Below are 16,892 nucleotides of genomic sequence, written 5' to 3'. Positions count from 1 at the left end.
TCATCGCGGGCAAGCCCGCTTGCGCGTTAAAAACGCGATCACCTGTGGGGCGGGCTTGCCCGCGGTGACGACGGCAGGCTCACCTGAATGGTTTGATCAGAAAAAGCTCAACCCCACGTGGAACAACTTCTCCACGTCGCGGATATGTTTTTTATCCACCAGAAACAGAATCACATGGTCGCCCGTGACGATCACCGTATCGTCGTGGGCGATGAGCACCTCTTCGTCACGAATGATCGCGCCAATGGTGGTGCCCGGCGGCAAGCCGATATCGCGGATGGCCTTGCCGATCACCTTGCTCGACTTCGAATCGCCATGGGCAATCGCCTCGATGGCCTCCGCCGCGCCCCGGCGCAGGGAATGCACGCTGACGATATCGCCACGGCGCACGTGAGCAAGCAAGGTGCCGATGGTGGCCAGCTGCGGGCTGATGGCGATGTCGATATCGCCGCCCTGGATCAGGTCGACATAGGCCGGGTTGTTGATGATGGTCATGACCTTCTTCGCCCCCAGCCGCTTGGCCAACAGCGAGGACATGATGTTGGCCTCGTCATCGTTGGTCAGTGCCAGGAAAATATCGGCGTCGGCGATGTTCTCTTCCATCAGCAGGTCGCGGTCCGAGGCGCTGCCTTGCAGTACGACGGTGCTGTCGAGGGTGTCGGACAAATGCCGGCAGCGCGCCGGGTTCATCTCGATGATCTTCACCTGGTAGCGGCTTTCGATGGCCTCGGCCAAGCGCTCGCCGATCTGCCCACCGCCGGCGATGACGATGCGTTTGTAGGTCTCGTCCAGCCGGCGCATTTCGCTCATGACCGCGCGAATATTCGCTTTGGCGGCGATGAAAAATACTTCGTCGTCGGCCTCGATCACGGTATCGCCCTGGGGCAGGATCGGCCGGTCGCGCCGGAAAATCGCCGCCACGCGGGTTTCCACATTCGGCATGTGCTCGCGCAACTGGCGCAGTTGCTGGCCCACCAGCGGACCGCCGTAATAGGCTTTAACGGCGACCAATTGCGCCTTGCCCTCGGCAAAGTCGATCACCTGCAAGGCGCCCGGAATTTCGATCAGACGCTTGATGTAGTGAGTCACCACTTGTTCAGGGCTGATCAGCACGTCCACTGGAATCGCGTCGTTGTCGAAAAGCCCTGCACGGGTCAGGTAAGCCGCCTCACGGACACGGGCGATTTTGGTCGGGGTGTGAAACAGGGTGTGGGCGACCTGGCAGGCGACCATGTTGGTCTCGTCACTGTTGGTGACGGCCACCAGCATGTCGGCATCGTCGGCACCGGCTTGGCGCAGCACCGTCGGGAATGACGCGCGGCCTTGCACGGTGCGGATGTCGAGGCGGTCGCCGAGGTTGCGCAGGCGCTCGGCATCGGTGTCGACCACCGTGATGTCGTTGGCTTCGCTGGCCAAATGCTCGGCCAGCGTGCCGCCGACCTGCCCTGCCCCAAGGATGATGATTTTCATCCGGTCACTCCCTTAAACCCATTAGCCGCGCGCGGCGGCAATCTTGATCAGTTTGGCGTAGTAGAAGCCATCGTGTCCGCCTTCTTGCGCGAGTAACTGGCGGCCGTGGGGCTGCTTGATGCCGGCCGCGGTGGCGAGGTCCAGTTCGCGCGCGCCGCTGGTGCGGGCGAGGAAGGCTTGAATCACCTCGGTGTTCTCGGTGGGCAAGGTCGAGCACGTGGCGTAGAGCAGGATGCCGCCGACTTCCAGGGTCGGCCACAGGGCGTCGAGCAGTTCGCCTTGCAGCACGGCCAGGGCGGCAATGTCGTCGGGTTGGCGGGTCAGCTTGATGTCCGGATGACGGCGAATCACGCCAGTGGCGGAGCATGGCGCGTCCAGCAGAATGCGCTGGAAGGGTTTGCCGTCCCACCAAGTGGCGGTGTCGCGGCCGTCAGCGGCGATCAGCTCGGCGTTCAGGCCCAGGCGGGCGAGGTTTTCACGCACGCGCACCAGGCGCTTGGCTTCCAGGTCGACGGCGACGACAGCGGCGAGGTCTTTTTCGACTTCCAGAATGTGACAGGTCTTACCGCCCGGCGCGCAACAGGCGTCGAGCACGCGTTGGCCGGGCGCCAGGTCGAGCAGGTCGGCGGCCAGCTGCGCGGCTTCGTCCTGCACGCTGATCCAGCCTTCGGCAAAGCCTGGCAGGCTGCGTACGTCGGTGGCTGCTTCCAGCACGATGCCGTCGACGCTGTACACGCACGGCGTGGCGTTGATGCCGGCGTCGGTGAGCAATTGCAGGTAGGCGTCGCGGCTGTGATGGCGACGGTTGACCCGCAGAATCATTGGTGGGTGCGCATTGTTGGCCGCGCAGATGGCTTCCCATTGCTCAGGCCAGAAGGCTTTCAGGGACTTTTGCAGCCAGCGCGGGTGTGCGGTGCGCACCACCGGGTCGTGTTCCAGCTCGGCCAGCAACGCTTCGCCCTCGCGCTGAGCGCGGCGCAGCACGGCGTTGAGGAGCGCCTTGGCCCAAGGTTTTTTCAGCTTGTCGGCGCACCCAACGGTTTCACCGATGGCGGCGTGGGCCGGCACGCGGGTGTAGAGCAGTTGATAGAGGCCGACCAGCAGCAGCGCTTCCACATCCGCATCCGCGGCTTTGAACGGCTTTTGCAGCAGCTTGGCTGCCAGCGCCGACAAGCGTGGCTGCCAGCGCGCGGTGCCAAAGGCCAGGTCCTGAGTGAAACCGCGATCACGGTCTTCAACCTTATCCAGCTGCGTAGGCAGCGAACTGTTCAGCGAAGCCTTGCCATTCAGGACGGCGGCGAGGGCCTTGGCGGCGGCCAGACGCGGGTTCATTGAACGACCGCCCCGAGAACCGTGCCCAGGGCAAATTTCTCACGACGGCTGTTGAACAAATCGCTGAAATTAAGCGCTTTACCGCCGGGCAATTGCAGACGGGTCAGGCAAAGCGCCTGTTCGCCGCAGGCGACCAACAGGCCTTCTTTGCTGGCGCCGATGATTTCACCGGGGGCGCCCTTGCCTTCAGCCAAGGTGGCGGCCAGCACTTTCAAGGCTTCGCCACTGAGTGTGCTGTGGCCGATCGGCCATGGGTTGAAGGCACGCACCAGGCGTTCCAGCTCTACGGCCGGGCGGCTCCAGTCGATGCGCGCTTCGTCTTTATTGAGTTTGTGGGCGTAGGTGGCCAGGCTGTCGTCCTGCACTTCGCCTTCTAGGGTGCCGGCGGCCAGGCCGGCGATGGCCTGGACCACAGCAGGCGGGCCCAGCTCGGCGAGGCGGTCATGCAGGCTGCCGCCGGTGTCTTGGGCGGTGATCGGGGTGGTGACTTTCAGCAGCATAGGGCCGGTGTCCAGGCCCGCCTCCATGCGCATCACGGTCACACCGCTTTCACGGTCGCCGGCTTCCACGGCGCGCTGGATCGGCGCCGCACCGCGCCAGCGTGGCAACAGCGAAGCGTGGCTGTTGATGCAGCCCAGGCGCGGGATATCCAGCACCGCCTGAGGCAGGATCAAGCCATAGGCCACGACCACCATCAGGTCTGGCTTCAACGCCGCCAGTTCCGCCTGGGCCTCGGCGTTGCGCAGGGTTGGAGGTTGCAGCACAGGGAGGTTGTGTTCCAGCGCCAGCTGCTTGACGGGGCTTGGCATCAGTTTTTGCCCGCGACCGGCCGGGCGGTCCGGCTGGGTGTACACCGCGACAATGTCATAAGGGCTGGCAAGCAGCGCCTTGAGGTGTTCGGCAGCGAATTCGGGAGTGCCGGCAAAAACAATGCGCAGTGGCTCGGTCATGGGAGGTCTCGGTTAAAAACAGTCACAAAAGAAAAAGGCTTGCCGCAGCAAGCCTTTGGAAGAAGGGCATCAAGCTTGCTGGCGATGCTTTTTTTCCAGCTTCTTCTTGATCCGGTCGCGTTTAAGCGTGGACAGGTAATCAACAAACAGCTTGCCGTTAAGGTGGTCGCACTCGTGCTGGATGCACACGGCCAGCAGGCCATCGGCGATCAGCTCGTAGGGCTTGCCGTCACGGTCCAGCGCCTTGATCTTCACGCGCAGCGGGCGTTCGACGTTCTCGTAGAACTCCGGCACCGAGAGGCAGCCTTCCTGGTATTCGCCCATCTCTTCGGTCAGCGGTTCGAACTCGGGGTTGATAAACACCCGCGGTTCGCTGCGATCTTCCGACAGGTCCATGACCACGACGCGCTGATGCACGTTGACCTGGGTGGCGGCGAGGCCGATGCCCGGGGCTTCATACATTGTTTCAAACATGTCATCGACCAACTGACGAACCTTGTCGTCCACTACGGCCACCGGTTTGGCGATCGTGCGCAGGCGCGAGTCGGGAAATTCGAGGATGTTCAAAATAGCCATAAGCGTAATTGCTGCACATGTGAGGTAGAGGCAAATCGGCGGTGGGATGGACCCAGGCAGCCGGTGTGAAAGGTTCGAAAGCCGCGAAGGCTATGGCATTTCACGCGAACGCACATAATAAAGGAGATTGACCCCATGAGGAAATCGCTACTCGTCTTGCTGCTGTGGACGCCGCTCACGATGGCCTTGATCCCACCGCCCGGCCAGCGCCTGGAGCCAGCAACGCAGCAGGCTATCCAGTCCTTTTTACTGCACAACCGCATACTCGACACGGCTCACGACCTGGACAACGCACCTTACATTGTCGCGGCCGATGCCGGCCGGGTGCTGGGTGCCAACGGCGACCGCGTGTATGCAAGGGGCGCCCTGGACCCCACACAGCCCAATTACGGAATTTTTCGCCGCGCCAAGGCCTACACCGACCCCGACACTCAGGAATTGCTGGGCATCAATGCCGACAACATCGGCACCGCGCGCTTCGTAATGGCCGGCGATCTCACCACGCTGGCGGTGCAGCGAGTCACCCAGGAAGTACGTCCCGGCGATCGTCTGCTGCGCGCCGAACCTCCGGTCGAGTCGGCCCCCGTGAAGCGTGCCCCCTGTGTTAAGGGGCACATCATCGACATTCCCAAAGGCGTCACCCAGATTGGCGTGCTGGACGCCGTCACCCTGAACAAAGGCCGACGCGACGGGCTGGTTGAAGGCCAATTGCTCACCGTGATCAAAGCCGGCGCGACGGTCCGCGACACCCTCACTGGCACGGCAACCCAACTCCCCGATGAGCGCGCCGGCACGCTGCTGGTGTTTCGCACCTATGAAAGGCTCAGCTATGGCCTGGTTCTCAGCGCCTCACGCTCGCTGGCAGTCATGGACCGATTCGAGACTGCCCAACAAACACAATAAATAGCCTGCTAAATAAGTTACCAACAGAGTTATCCACAGCTTGTTCCGGTCAAGGATGATCAAATGTATCCGATAAACAGCAGCGAAATTTCCCCGTCAGAACTGGAAGCTCGACTACGCTTGCACAGGCTGCCGGAACTGGGTTCCAAGCGTTTTCGTGTGTTGCTCGAAGCCTTCGGCTCTGCCTCAAAAGCCATCAGCGCCCCTGCCAGTGCATGGCGTTCCCTCGGGTTGCCGGCCGTCAGCGCCGATGCCCGCCGCAGCCCTGAAATACGTGACGGTGCCAGTGAGGCATTGGCGTGGTTGGCGCAGCCGGCCCAGCATTTGCTGATGTGGGACCAACCTGATTACCCGGCACTCCTCGCCCAGATCGATGACGCCCCGCCGTTATTGTTCGTCGCCGGTGACCCCAAAATCCTGGAAAAACCGCAGTTGGCCATGGTCGGCAGTCGCCGTGCTTCGCGACCCGGCATGGACACCGCAGCGGCCTTTTCCCGCAGCTTGGCGAGCGCCGGTTTTGTCATCACCAGTGGTCTTGCTTTGGGTATAGACGGCGCGGCGCACCAGGCGGCGCTGGATGTCGGCGGCCAGACAATCGGCGTGCTCGGTACCGGGCTTGAAAACTTTTATCCACAGCGCCACCGACAGCTCGCAGCCATGATGATTGCCCAGGGCAGCGCGGTGGTTTCCGAGTTTCCGTTGGACGCCTCGCCACAAGCTGGCAACTTCCCCCGGCGCAACCGGATCATCAGTGGCCTGTCGCTGGGTGTGCTGGTGGTGGAGGCCAGCATGGCCAGTGGCTCGCTGATCACCGCGCGGCTGGCGTCCGAGCAAGGGCGCGAGGTGTACGCGATCCCGGGCTCCATCCATCACCCTGGCGCCAAGGGCTGCCATCAATTGATCCGCGATGGCGCAACGCTGGTGGAATCCATCGAGCACATTCTGGAAGGGTTACGTGGCTGGCAGGCGCTGTCCCGTCCGGCACCCATGCCGGTCACTCATCCGCTGGTGGCGTTGCTGCACGCCGCGCCTCACACCAGTGAAGGCTTGGCCATTGCCAGCGGGCGGCCGTTGTCCCAGGTGCTGGCAACCCTCACCGAGCTTGAGCTCGAAGGCCAGGTGATCTGCGAAAGCGGGCGCTGGCTTGCGCGCTGCTAGGTTTTGTAAAGAAGATCGGTAAACTGCGCAGAGCTTTAGTCCGGAGAGTGAGTAATGGTCAACAGGTGGCGTGTGCTGGAAACCGCACGGGAAATTCGCGCAGGCGCGGTGATTGCCTACCCGACCGAAGCGGTCTGGGGCCTTGGCTGCGATCCGTGGAACGAAGAAGCGGTGGACCGGCTGCTGGCGATCAAGAATCGGTCGGTGGACAAGGGCCTGATCTTGGTGGCGGACAATATTCGCCAGTTCGATTTTCTCTTTGAAGACTTCCCGGACACCTGGATCGAGCGCATGGCCAGCACCTGGCCTGGGCCCAATACCTGGCTGGTGCCCCATCAGGACTTGCTGCCTGAGTGGGTAACGGGTGTGCATGACACGGTGGCGTTGCGGGTGACTGATCATCCGCTGGTGCGGGATTTGTGCTCGCTGGTGGGGCCGCTGATTTCCACCTCGGCCAACCCGCAAGGGCGCCCGGCTGCGCGTACGCGGCTTCGCGTGGAGCAATACTTCCGTGGCCAGGTAGATCGGGTATTGGGCGGCGCCCTGGGTGGGCGCAAAAACCCGAGCCTGATTCGCGATTTGGCGACGGGTGAGGTGGTGCGGCCTTCCTGAGACCGCGGTGCGGCCATCGCGGGCAAACACGCTCCCACACTCGACCGCGTTCCTTCCGTTGGAATGCGATCAAAATGTGGGAGCCGGGCTTGCCCGCGATGAGGCCCTTACAACCTCAAAAGATCTACCGCCTTATGGCAGCAGAATGGTCGACCCCGTCGTCCGCCGCCCCGACAGCTCAGTCTGCGCCTTCGCCGCGTCCGCCAGCGAAAACCGCTGGTTGATATCAATGCGCACCTTGCCGCTCTTGATCATCGAGAACAAATCATCCGCCATCGCCTGCAAGTCTTTCGGGTTGCTGGCGTAAGTCGCCAAGGTCGGCCGGGTGACATACAGCGAACCCTTCGCCGCCAGAATCCCCAGGTTCACCCCATCCACCGCGCCCGACGCATTACCAAAACTCACCACCAGCCCACGTGGCGCCACGCTGTCCAGCGAGGTCAGCCAGGTGTCCTTGCCGACGCCGTCGTACACCACCGGGACTTTTTTGCCGTCGGTCAATTCAAGTACGCGTTGTGCGACGTTTTCCTTGCTGTAGTCGATCGTTTCCCAGGCGCCGAGGGATTTGGCCAAGGCGGCCTTTTCCGGTGAACTCACGGTGCCGATCAACTTCACGCCCAAGGCCTTGGCCCATTGGCAGGCCAGCGAACCCACACCACCGGCAGCAGCGTGGAACAGAATGGTTTCGCCGCCCTTCAATTCGTAGGTTTGACGCAGCAGGTATTGCACGGTCAGGCCTTTGAGCATCGCACCGGCAGCCTGTTCGAAGCTGATGTCGTCCGGCAGGTGCACCAGGTTGGCGGCGGGCAGCACGTGCAATTCGCTGTAGGCGCCCAGCGGGCCGCTGCCGTAGGCCACACGGTCGCCGACTTTGAATTGCGTGACCTCGCTGCCCACGGCATCGACCACACCGGCGCCCTCTGCGCCCAGGCCCGATGGCAGGGCCGGCGGCGCGTAAAGGCCGCTACGGAAGTAGGTATCGATAAAGTTCAGGCCAATGGCTTTATTGCGCACACGAACCTGCTGCGGGCCAGGCGCTGCCGGCGTGTAGTCCACATACTCAAGCACTTCGGGGCCGCCATGGGCGCTGAACTGGATACGTTTGGCCATCTGCACTTCTCCTGAGGTCGAATTCGCGTAGCCCTCTATCCCACTCCTATGCTTGATCTTCGTCAACTGCGGCGCACCTAAGTGCAGTGCCACGTAAGTGCAGTGGTATCCTGTGCGCCCATTTGCCGCCGACGCCGCATGGCCTCGCGTAGCTTTGCCCGATTCAAGGTGATGCCATGACTACCCGCACCGAGGCTGTTAAAGCCTACCTGCTCGACCTGCAAGACCGTATTTGCAGCGCCCTGGAAACCTTCGAGACGGACACTCGCTTTATCGAAGACGCCTGGACCCGGCCTGCCGGTGGCGGCGGTCGCACCCGTGTGATCGAAAACGGTACGGTCATCGAAAAAGGCGGCGTTAACTTTTCCCACGTGTTCGGCAGCGGTCTCCCACCGTCCGCCAGCGCGCATCGCCCTGAGCTGGCCGGTCGCGGGTTTGAAGCCTTGGGCGTGTCGTTGGTGATCCACCCGCACAACCCGCATGTGCCGACGTCCCACGCCAATGTGCGCTTTTTCATCGCCGAAAAAGAAGGCGAAGAACCGGTGTGGTGGTTCGGCGGCGGCTTCGACCTCACGCCCTACTACGGCAACGAGGAGGACTGCATCCACTGGCACCGCGTTGCCGAGCAGGCCTGTGCGCGATTCGGCCCGGACGTGTACTCGCGCTATAAAGCCTGGTGCGATACGTATTTCCATATCAAACACCGTAACGAACCGCGCGGCATCGGCGGCCTGTTCTTCGACGATTTGAACGAGTGGGACTTCGACACCTGCTTCGCCTTCATCCGCGCCATCGGCGATGCGTACATCGACGCCTACCTGCCGATTGTGCAGCGCCGCAAGGCCCTGGCTTACACCGAACAGCAGCGCCAGTTCCAGGAGTTCCGCCGAGGGCGCTACGTCGAATTCAACCTGGTCTACGACCGTGGCACCCTGTTCGGCCTGCAGTCGGGCGGGCGCACCGAGTCGATCCTGATGTCGCTGCCGCCGCAAGTGCGCTGGAGCTATGACTGGAAGGCCGAGGCCGGTAGCGAAGAAGCGCGTCTCACCGATTACTTCCTGCAAGACCGCGACTGGCTGGGCCTCGCCGCGCCCAAGGCGGCCGTCTGATGGACCGTTATGTGGTGTTCGGCAACCCTATCGGCCACAGCAAGTCGCCGTTGATTCATCGCATGTTCGCCGAGCAAACCGGCGAGCAACTGGACTACAGCACCTTGCTCGCGCCTTTGGAGGATTTCACCGGCTGTGCCCGTGAGTTTTTTCAGCAAGGCCGTGGCGCCAATGTCACGGTGCCCTTCAAGGAAGACGCCTACCGCTTGGCCAACAGCCTGACTGAACGTGCCCAGCGCGCCGGGGCGGTGAACACCCTGAGCAAGCTGGCCGACGGCACCCTGCTGGGTGACAACACTGACGGCGCCGGCCTGGTGCGCGACCTGAAAGTGAACGCCGGGCTGGACCTGCAAGGCCAGCGCATCCTGTTGCTCGGTGCTGGCGGCGCCGTACGTGGCGCGTTGGAGCCCTTGCTGGCCGAGCAGCCTGCCGCGCTGATCATCGCCAACCGCACGGTGGAAAAGGCCGAGTTGCTTGCCGAGCTGTTTGACGATCTGGGCCCTGTGTCGGCCAGCGGTTTCGACTGGCTGCGTGAGCCGGTGGACCTGATCATCAATGCCACGTCCGCGAGTCTGTCAGGCGATGTACCGCCGATTGCCAGCAGCCTGATCGAGCCGGGCAAGACCTTCTGCTACGACATGATGTACGCCAAGGAACCCACCGCGTTTTGCCGCTGGGCGACAGAGCATGGCGCAGCCGTGGCGGTGGATGGCCTGGGCATGCTCGTGGAGCAGGCGGCGGAAGCGTTCTTCCTGTGGCGCGGCGTGCGCCCGGATTCGGCGCCGGTGTTGGCTGAGCTACGCCGCCAGTTGGCGTAACACAACGCCAACGTGGGCACGGTCAAACTGTGGGAGCTGGCTTGCCTGCGATGCAGACGACTCGGTCGGTCAGTTAGACCGAGGTGATCCTATCGCAGGCAAGCCAGCTCCCACAGTTTTAACCGCATTCAGTCTTCGAAATGGATGGGGCAGTTGTCGGCCCCTTCCAGTTTTTTCAATTCTTCTACTACCTGCGGCCGGGCCCTACGCAACGTCAAACTACGCCCCATTCCCCGCAACCGCCGTGCCTCCTGGTGCAGCATCTCCACCCCGGAATAGTCGATAAAGTTGATCTGCTGCGCCTCGATCACCACCCGCTCACCCTGCAAGCTCTGCAGGCGCACTTGCAGGTAATGGCTGGCGCCAAAAAAGATCGAGCCCCCCACCCGCAATACATCTTCATCACCGTCGCGCCACTGCTGAACACGCGGTTGCGAAGTGCGTTTGAGGTAGAAGAACAGCGACGCCAGCACCCCGGCGTAAATCGCCGTTTGCAGCTCCAGCAGCAAGGTGGCCACGCACGTCAGGCTCATCACCACAAATTCTGCGCGGCTCACGCGAAACAGCGCGCGGATGCCGCGATGATCCACCAGGCCCCAGCAAATCAGCAGGATGCTCGCGGCCATGCTGGGGATTGGTATGTGCGCGATCAACGCCGCCCCAAATACGGCAAACAACGCCACCCAGCCGGCGGAAAACACGCCTGCCAACGGTGAGCAAGCGCCCGCCTCGTAACTGAGGCCGGAGCGGGTAAAGGAACCGGCCGACAAGTAGCCGGAGAAAAATCCGCCGACGATATTGGATAAGCCCTGCGCGCGGACTTCTTGATTGGCGTCGAGCAGTTGCTGCGAACGCGCCGACAGCGAGCGCGCAATCGACAAGCTGGTCACCAACCCGAGCATGCCCACCGCCACCGCGCTCGGCAGCAGGCGCAGGAGCATGTCCAAGTCCATCGGCAATGGGCTGAACGGCGGCAGTGTGCCCACAAACGAACTGACCCGCGCCACATTCCCGAACATCGACGGCCACAGCCACGCCACCAGGCTGCCCAAGGCCAGGGCGATCAACAGTGTTGGCCAACGTGGCACCAGGTACTTGAGCAGCGCGCCCACCAGCAAAGTGCCCAGGCCCAGGGCGAGGGAGGCGTGGTCCCATTCGCCACTGTGATCGATGAGCGCCAGCAAACTCTTGATCGCTGTGGCTTGGCTGGGCAGATCCAGCCCCAGCAGGTTGGGCAACTGCCCCAAGGCGATCACCACGGCAGCGCCGAGGGTGAACCCCAGCACCACCGAATGAGAGACGAAATTGACCAGCGCGCCGAAGCGCAGCATGCCCAGCAGCCATTGGAAAACGCCAGCGAGGACGGTCAGCAGCAGGATCAGCGTGATGTAGTCCTGCGACCCTGGCACAGCCAAAGGGCTGATGCTGGCGTAGAGCACGATGGAGATGGCGGCGGTAGGGCCGCAGATCAGGTGCCAGGAGGAACCCCAGAGGCAGGCGATCAATACCGGGATGATGGCGGCGTACAAGCCGTATTCGGGTGGGAGACCGGCGATCAGCGCGTAGGCAATCGACTGTGGCAGCGCGAGCACGGCACCGCTTAAGCCAACCATCGCATCCCGGCCGACGCTGGCGCGGGTTTGGCGCGGGAGCCAGGCGAGGAAGGGCAAGAGTGTATGGCGGTTGGGCCGGGGCATGAAAGGCTCGGTTCGAAAGGTTTGCATCAGGGTATCAGCACACACAGTCCCCCGTGGGAGCTGGCTTGCCTGCGATAGCATCACCTCTGTCTAACTGACAGACCGAGTTGTCTGCATCGCAGGCAAACCAGCTCCCACAAAAGCCAGTTCCCAAAAAGGATCGATTTCGGGGGGTTATAGCTTGGCTTTTACGGCGGCCAACGCATCCTGGCCATCCACGGTTTTTACCCCATCGAGCCACTTGTCCAACACCGCCGGATTGGCCTTGATCCAGGCCTTCGCCGCATCAGCATTGCTGACTTTTTTATTCACCACCTCAGCCATGATGCTGTTCTCCATCTCCTGGGTAAAACTCAGGTTGGTCAGTAGTTTTCCGACATTCGGGCAGGCTTGTGCATAGCCCTTGCGGGTCAAGGTATACACGCTGCCGGTGTCACCGAAGTACTTCTCGCCGCCCTTGAGGTAATGCATGTTCAACTGCACGTTCATCGGGTGCGGCGTCCAGCCGAGGAAGGTCACAGAACTTCTGTTTTTTAACCGCCCGCGACACTTCGGCCAGCATCGCCTGTTCACTCGACTCGATCAGCTTCCACTGGCCGAGGTCGAAGTCGTTCTTCTTGATGATCTCCTGCAGCGAAATATTGGCCGGCGCGCCGGAGCCGATGCCGTAGATCTTCTTGTCGAACTTGTCGGCAAATTTGTTCAAGTCGGCAAAGTCATGCACCCCGGCGTCCCACACGTAGTCCGGCACGGCAAGGGTGAATTCGGTGCCGTCGAGGTTTTTCGCCAGTTGCACCACATCGCCATTGGCCACGAACTTGTCATAGAAGCCCTGCTGCGCCGGCATCCAATTGCCCAGAAACACGTCCACCTGGCCGTCCTTGAGCCCGCCAAAGGTGATCGGCACCGCCAGGGTATCGACCTTGGCCTTGTAGCCCATGCCGTTCAACAGAAAACCGGTGATGGCATTGGTGGCGGCGATATCGCTCCAGCCTGGATCGGCCATCTTCACCGTGTCGCAGCTAGCGTCCGCGTACGCATTGGCGCTACTGAGCACCAACATGCCCAGCACTACAGTCAACTTTTGCATGGCCTTCCCTCGGTCTATTTATTGGTTTTGGCAGGGTTGTGGGTAACGTGCCTTGCGCTCCAGGTCGTCGAGGTCGATATGGTTGCGCATGTATTGCTGACTGGCGTCCACCAGTGGCTGGTGATCCCAGCTCTTCAGCTTGCCTTGGGTCAGCGCCTCAAACACCAGGCGACGACGGCGTTGGCTGGCGAGCACCTGCTGATGGATCGCCGGGATGTCCCATTTGGCCCGCGCCTCACTCAAAAACGCCTCGAACAGTGGCCGGTGTTCCGGTGACTGGCTGAGGTTTTCCCGCTCGTGCGGGTCGTTGCGCACATCGAACAGTAGACAAGGATCGTCCTCGCTGTAGATGAACTTGTACGCGCCACGGCGAATCATCATCAGCGGGCTGATGGTGCCTTCGGCCATGTATTCGCCAAACACTTCGTCGTGCCCGCCCTGCCCCTGCAAGTGCGGGACCAGCGAGCGGCCGTCCAGCGGCAAGCGTGGGTCCAGCTCGCCGCCGGCCAACTCCACCAACGTCGGCAACAGGTCGGCCGTGGAAACCGCTTTGGTCACGCGGCTCGCCGCGAATTGCCCCGGCGCACTGACCAGCAGCGGCACGCGGGCGGCCATTTCAAACCAGTGCATTTTGTACCAGAGGCCGCGCTCGCCGAGCATGTCGCCGTGGTCGCCGGAGAAGATGATGATCGTGTCATCGGCAAGGCCCGTGTCTTCCAGGGTTTGCAGGAGTTTGCCGACGTTGCTGTCGATGTAGCTGCACGCGCCAAAATAGGCACGGCGCGCATCACGGATCTTGTTCAGCGGCAGCGGCTTGTCCCACAGGTCGTAGACCTTGAGCAGGCGCTGCGAATGCGGGTCGAGGTCGGCCTGGGCCGGCGTCGTAGGCAATGGGATGTCGCTGTCGTCGTACAGGTCCCAAAACGGTTTGGGAATGGTGTACGGGTCGTGTGGGTGAGTCATCGACACGGTCAGGCAGAACGGCTGGTCACCCTCATTGCGGATATGGTCGAACAGGTACTGCTGGGCCTTGAACACCACCTCTTCGTCGAAATCCAGCTGGTTGGTGCGCACGCACGGGCCGGCTTGCAGCACCGATGCCATGTTGTGATACCAGGTGGGGCGCACGTCCGGCTCATCCCAGTTCACCGCCCAGCCATAGTCGGCGGGGTAAATGTCGCTGGTCAGGCGTTCTTCATAGCCGTGCAACTGGTCAGGGCCGCAGAAGTGCATCTTGCCCGACAGCGCGGTGCGGTAGCCGAGGCGGCGCAGGTAGTGGGCATAGGTCGGCACATCGCCAGGGAAGTCTGCCGCGTTGTCGTAGGCGCCGATCTTGCTCGGCAACTGGCCGCTGACCAGCGTGAACCGCGACGGCGCGCACAGCGGGCTGTTGCAATAGGCGGCGTCGAACACCACACCCTGTTCGGCGAGGCGGCTCAGGTTTGGCAGTTTGATCGGGGAAGGTCCGTAGAACGGAAGCAGCGGCGCGGCCATTTGATCGGCCATGATGAAAAAAATGTTCTTGCGCTTCATGAGTCTTCGGCATTCCATAGGCGGTGTTTATGCGAATGAGCATGCGGCCCATGGAAAATGGGGTAAAGCCCATGAAAAGCAATGTCTAGGATAAGCACAGCTTATGTATGAAGCCCTTGGCGATCTTTCCCTCGACCTGCTGCGCGCATTCGAGGCGGCGGCACGCCACCGCAGCTTTACCGCTGCCGCCGTGGAGCTGGGCACCACCCAGCCGGCCATCAGTCAGCAGATCAAACGCCTCGAAGAACAGCTTGGGCTGCGTTTGTTTGATCGCATCTACCGTGGCATCGAGCTGACCGACGCTGGCGCGCTGTTGTTTGAGCATGCGCAGGGCGGTTTGCAGACCATCAACCAAGGCCTCAGCGCGATCACCCAGCAAGACCAGCATGAAGTGCTGCAAGTGGCCACCGACTTTGCCTTCGCCGCCTACTGGCTGATGCCGCGCCTGCACCGCTTTCACCAGGCCAACCCGCAGGTTGACGTGAGCCTGGTCACCAGCGAACGCAACCACGCCACCTTGCGCAGCGATATCGACGTGGCGGTGTTGTTTGGCGATGGCCGTTTCAAACAGGGCGACAGCCTCTGGCTGTTCAACGAGGAAGTGTTCCCGGTGTGCAGCCCGCAATGGCTCAAGGACCAGGCCACGCCGCTGACCGTGCAGACGCTGCCGGACTGTCCGCTGCTGCACCTGCGCCAGGAAAACAACAGCCAGTGGTTCGACTGGAGCGGTGTGTTTCGCGAGCTGGGCATTACCACCGCGCCCACACCCGGCCAACTGCGCTTCGACAACTACACCCTGTTGATCCAGGCCGCGATTGCCGGCCAGGGCGTGGCCATCGGCTGGCGCCACTTGGTGGATAACCTGCTGGAGCAGAACTGGCTGTGCCGGCCGATCAGCGACACGGTGATCTCACGCTTCGGTTATTACGTGGTGCAGCCCCAGCGCAAACGCCGGGGGCAGTTGGTCGAGCGCTTTGTCGACTGGCTGGTGGCCGAGCAAGCCAGCAGCGCACAGTCGCTGACCGGGCTGGCCCTGCCGTCGATTGCGGTCTAGGATCGGCGCATATTGGATCCGGATTTCGCCATGCAACGTATCAAGGGCTACCACGCTCACATCTACTTCGACGCCAGCACGATCGACCAGGCGCGCCAGCTCTGCGAGGACGCGGCCAAGCTGTTTCCGTTGCGCATGGGCCGCGTGCATGAACGCCCGGTGGGCCCGCACCCGGACTGGAGTTGCCAGCTGGCGTTCGAGCCGGAATACATCGGTGTGGTGTTGCCATGGCTGGCTTTGCATCGCGAGGGGCTGGTGGTGTTCCTGCACCCTGATACTGGCGATGACCTGAAGGATCACACCGATTACGCGATCTGGATGGGCGCGATGCGCGAGCTGGACCTGTCTATTTTTTAACCAGTGCGTATAAAAATCCCATCCCCTTGTGCAAAGGCGATGGGATTTTTTATGTTTTAACCCAATATATGGGACCGTTATTTATATATTGAGATATCGACAGTCATAGGTTTATATTCGCCCATCTGCTTTTTTCAGCACCCACTCATTTCAGGTGAAGCGATGCAGGCGCAATTGATCGCGCTCGACTGGGGGACCAGCTCCCTTCGTGCTTATAAACTCGGCCCGGCCGGCAAGGTGCTCGACCAGCGCGCACTGGCGTTCGGCATCATGCACCTGCCCAGCGAACCCCGTGACATTGCCGGCGTGCGTTGCAGCGATGGCTTCGAGTTGGCGTTCGACGCGGCCTGCGGCGACTGGCTCGACGCCCAGCCCGACTTGCCGGTGATCGCCTGCGGCATGGTCGGCAGTGCCCAGGGCTGGAGTGAGGCGGCGTATCGCAATACGCCGGTCGATGTCGCAAGCCTCGGCCAGGCGCTGCACAGCGTGCGCAGCCTGCGCGGCGTGGCGGTGCATATCGTGCCCGGCGTGATCGAACAGGTGGGCTTGCCCAATGTGATGCGCGGCGAAGAAACCCAGGTGCTGGGCGTGCTGCAAGGCCTCGCGGCCGAGGTATTGATCGGCCTGCCGGGCAGCCATTCCAAATGGGTCGAGGTGGTGGAGGGCTGCATCACGCACTTCGACACCTTCATGACCGGCGAACTGTTTGCCGTGCTGAGCCAGCACAGCATTCTCGGCCGTACGCAAAAAACCTCCGACCACTTCCAGGCCGAAGCCTTTGATCGCGGCGTGCAGGTGGCACTCTCCAACGACGGCCAGCGTGGCGTGCTCTCGACATTGTTCAGCGCCCGCACACTCGGGCTGACCGCCGAACTGGCTCCCGACCAGCAACCGGATTACCTGTCCGGCCTGCTGATCGGGCATGAACTCGCCGGTTTACCGGCACCTGCAAAACACAAGCCCATCGTCCTGGTCGGCACCGCAGCGCTCTGCGCCCGTTACCAGCGCGCCCTGGCGCTCTGCGGCTTCGCCCACGTCAGCCTGGCGCAAGCGGCCACCGAACGCGGCCTGTGGCAATTGGCCGTGGCGGCCGGGCTCACTCAACCGGTCCTGGAGGCCTGAC

General features: G+C 62.2%; 15 protein-coding genes and 1 pseudogene. 8 read left to right on the top strand and 8 right to left on the bottom strand.

Translation table 11 applies throughout. From position 1 onward, the window contains the following. Positions 1 to 96: 96 nt before the first annotated feature. The 4 genes from trkA to def form a co-directional block, all read right to left on the bottom strand. Positions 97 to 1,470 (bottom strand): Trk system potassium transporter TrkA, encoded by a 1,374-nt coding sequence (trkA, locus tag ACM530_RS09720; RefSeq protein WP_106575983.1) that lies wholly within the window; start codon positions 1,468 to 1,470, stop codon positions 97 to 99. Between the two features lie 21 nt (positions 1,471 to 1,491). After that, complete coding sequence (gene rsmB / locus ACM530_RS09715) at positions 1,492 to 2,802, bottom strand: 16S rRNA (cytosine(967)-C(5))-methyltransferase RsmB (RefSeq protein ID WP_145158434.1); 1,311 nt, start codon at positions 2,800 to 2,802, stop codon at positions 1,492 to 1,494. Then, a complete protein-coding gene (gene fmt / locus ACM530_RS09710) occupies positions 2,799 to 3,752 on the bottom strand; it encodes a methionyl-tRNA formyltransferase (RefSeq protein ID WP_416364673.1) in 954 nt (317 codons plus the stop codon). Before fmt ends, rsmB begins: the two co-directional genes overlap by 4 nt. 69 nt (positions 3,753 to 3,821) lie before the next feature. After that, positions 3,822 to 4,328, bottom strand: coding sequence for a peptide deformylase (gene def / locus ACM530_RS09705; protein ID WP_016970668.1), 507 nt, complete (start codon positions 4,326 to 4,328; stop codon positions 3,822 to 3,824). A 135-nt stretch (positions 4,329 to 4,463) separates the two neighbouring features. Between def and ACM530_RS09700 the strand changes: the two genes are divergently transcribed. The 3 genes from ACM530_RS09700 (at position 4,464) to ACM530_RS09690 (ending at position 7,001) form a co-directional block, all read left to right on the top strand. Continuing rightward, the gene (locus ACM530_RS09700) at positions 4,464 to 5,231 is read left to right on the top strand and encodes a peptidoglycan-binding protein (protein WP_416364672.1); all 768 of its coding nucleotides are present in this window, start codon (positions 4,464 to 4,466) and stop codon (positions 5,229 to 5,231) included. A gap of 63 nt (positions 5,232 to 5,294) precedes the next feature. Next, positions 5,295 to 6,389 carry a DNA-processing protein DprA gene (gene dprA, locus ACM530_RS09695; RefSeq protein WP_416364671.1) on the top strand — a complete coding sequence of 365 codons (1,095 nt, stop codon included), beginning with the start codon at positions 5,295 to 5,297 and terminating at the stop codon, positions 6,387 to 6,389. Positions 6,390 to 6,443: 54 nt separating this feature from the next. Then, positions 6,444 to 7,001, top strand: coding sequence for an L-threonylcarbamoyladenylate synthase (locus ACM530_RS09690; RefSeq protein WP_106575988.1), 558 nt, complete (start codon positions 6,444 to 6,446; stop codon positions 6,999 to 7,001). 132 nt (positions 7,002 to 7,133) lie between these two features. Here the strand turns inward: ACM530_RS09690 and ACM530_RS09685 are convergent, their stop codons facing one another. Further along, entirely contained in the window at positions 7,134 to 8,111 is a 978-nt protein-coding gene (locus ACM530_RS09685; protein WP_262206837.1) for an NADPH:quinone reductase, read from the bottom strand. A gap of 176 nt (positions 8,112 to 8,287) precedes the next feature. Here ACM530_RS09685 and hemF point away from each other — a divergent pair, with 176 nt between their 5' ends. Continuing rightward, positions 8,288 to 9,220: an oxygen-dependent coproporphyrinogen oxidase gene (gene hemF / locus ACM530_RS09680; protein ID WP_145158446.1), complete on the top strand. Its 933-nt coding sequence runs from the start codon at positions 8,288 to 8,290 to the stop codon at positions 9,218 to 9,220. Further along, complete coding sequence (gene aroE, locus ACM530_RS09675; protein ID WP_416364670.1) at positions 9,220 to 10,038, top strand: shikimate dehydrogenase; 819 nt, start codon at positions 9,220 to 9,222, stop codon at positions 10,036 to 10,038. The genes hemF and aroE overlap by 1 nt, the downstream gene beginning before the upstream one ends. A 128-nt stretch (positions 10,039 to 10,166) precedes the next feature. On the opposite strand, the gene ACM530_RS09670 is transcribed toward aroE, so the two are convergent. From ACM530_RS09670 to betC, 3 genes and pseudogenes are all read right to left on the bottom strand, one after another. Beyond that, positions 10,167 to 11,735 carry a SulP family inorganic anion transporter gene (locus tag ACM530_RS09670; protein WP_416364669.1) on the bottom strand — a complete coding sequence of 523 codons (1,569 nt, stop codon included), beginning with the start codon at positions 11,733 to 11,735 and terminating at the stop codon, positions 10,167 to 10,169. A gap of 174 nt (positions 11,736 to 11,909) precedes the next feature. Beyond that, positions 11,910 to 12,825: pseudogene (gene choX, locus ACM530_RS09665) on the bottom strand (choline ABC transporter substrate-binding protein). An 18-nt stretch (positions 12,826 to 12,843) separates the two neighbouring features. Continuing rightward, the gene (gene betC / locus ACM530_RS09660) at positions 12,844 to 14,358 is read right to left on the bottom strand and encodes a choline-sulfatase (RefSeq protein WP_416364668.1); all 1,515 of its coding nucleotides are present in this window, start codon (positions 14,356 to 14,358) and stop codon (positions 12,844 to 12,846) included. A 103-nt stretch (positions 14,359 to 14,461) separates the two neighbouring features. Here betC and ACM530_RS09655 point away from each other — a divergent pair, with 103 nt between their 5' ends. The 3 genes from ACM530_RS09655 to ACM530_RS09645 all read left to right on the top strand — a co-directional run bounded on the left by ACM530_RS09655 (position 14,462) and on the right by ACM530_RS09645 (position 16,891). Then, entirely contained in the window at positions 14,462 to 15,412 is a 951-nt protein-coding gene (locus ACM530_RS09655) for a choline sulfate utilization transcriptional regulator (RefSeq protein WP_416364667.1), read from the top strand. 30 nt (positions 15,413 to 15,442) lie between these two features. Next, positions 15,443 to 15,769, top strand: a complete 327-nt coding sequence (locus ACM530_RS09650) for a DOPA 4,5-dioxygenase family protein (RefSeq protein ID WP_106575995.1) — start codon at positions 15,443 to 15,445, stop codon at positions 15,767 to 15,769. A 162-nt stretch (positions 15,770 to 15,931) separates the two neighbouring features. Continuing rightward, the gene (locus ACM530_RS09645) at positions 15,932 to 16,891 is read left to right on the top strand and encodes a 2-dehydro-3-deoxygalactonokinase (RefSeq protein WP_416364666.1); all 960 of its coding nucleotides are present in this window, start codon (positions 15,932 to 15,934) and stop codon (positions 16,889 to 16,891) included. The last annotated feature ends 1 nt before the right edge of the window (position 16,892 follow it).

Source organism: Pseudomonas sp. NFX183, assembly GCF_047943075.1.
In the GTDB taxonomy this organism is placed as follows: Bacteria; Pseudomonadota; Gammaproteobacteria; order Pseudomonadales; family Pseudomonadaceae; genus Aquipseudomonas.
This window is presented reverse-complemented; position numbering and strand designations above follow the sequence as displayed.

What these genes read in the sequence shown, in the direction of transcription:
- trkA (WP_106575983.1), bottom strand. Translation starts at nt 1,470, where the DNA reads ATGAAAATCATCATCCTTGGGGCAGGGCAGGTCGGCGGCACGCTGGCC.
- rsmB (WP_145158434.1), bottom strand. Translation starts at nt 2,802, where the DNA reads ATGAACCCGCGTCTGGCCGCCGCCAAGGCCCTCGCCGCCGTCCTGAAT.
- fmt (WP_416364673.1), bottom strand. Translation starts at nt 3,752, where the DNA reads ATGACCGAGCCACTGCGCATTGTTTTTGCCGGCACTCCCGAATTCGCT.
- def (WP_016970668.1), bottom strand. Translation starts at nt 4,328, where the DNA reads ATGGCTATTTTGAACATCCTCGAATTTCCCGACTCGCGCCTGCGCACG.
- ACM530_RS09700 (WP_416364672.1), top strand. Translation starts at nt 4,464, where the DNA reads ATGAGGAAATCGCTACTCGTCTTGCTGCTGTGGACGCCGCTCACGATG.
- dprA (WP_416364671.1), top strand. Translation starts at nt 5,295, where the DNA reads ATGTATCCGATAAACAGCAGCGAAATTTCCCCGTCAGAACTGGAAGCT.
- ACM530_RS09690 (WP_106575988.1), top strand. Translation starts at nt 6,444, where the DNA reads ATGGTCAACAGGTGGCGTGTGCTGGAAACCGCACGGGAAATTCGCGCA.
- ACM530_RS09685 (WP_262206837.1), bottom strand. Translation starts at nt 8,111, where the DNA reads ATGGCCAAACGTATCCAGTTCAGCGCCCATGGCGGCCCCGAAGTGCTT.
- hemF (WP_145158446.1), top strand. Translation starts at nt 8,288, where the DNA reads ATGACTACCCGCACCGAGGCTGTTAAAGCCTACCTGCTCGACCTGCAA.
- aroE (WP_416364670.1), top strand. Translation starts at nt 9,220, where the DNA reads ATGGACCGTTATGTGGTGTTCGGCAACCCTATCGGCCACAGCAAGTCG.
- ACM530_RS09670 (WP_416364669.1), bottom strand. Translation starts at nt 11,735, where the DNA reads ATGCCCCGGCCCAACCGCCATACACTCTTGCCCTTCCTCGCCTGGCTC.
- betC (WP_416364668.1), bottom strand. Translation starts at nt 14,358, where the DNA reads ATGAAGCGCAAGAACATTTTTTTCATCATGGCCGATCAAATGGCCGCG.
- ACM530_RS09655 (WP_416364667.1), top strand. Translation starts at nt 14,462, where the DNA reads ATGTATGAAGCCCTTGGCGATCTTTCCCTCGACCTGCTGCGCGCATTC.
- ACM530_RS09650 (WP_106575995.1), top strand. Translation starts at nt 15,443, where the DNA reads ATGCAACGTATCAAGGGCTACCACGCTCACATCTACTTCGACGCCAGC.
- ACM530_RS09645 (WP_416364666.1), top strand. Translation starts at nt 15,932, where the DNA reads ATGCAGGCGCAATTGATCGCGCTCGACTGGGGGACCAGCTCCCTTCGT.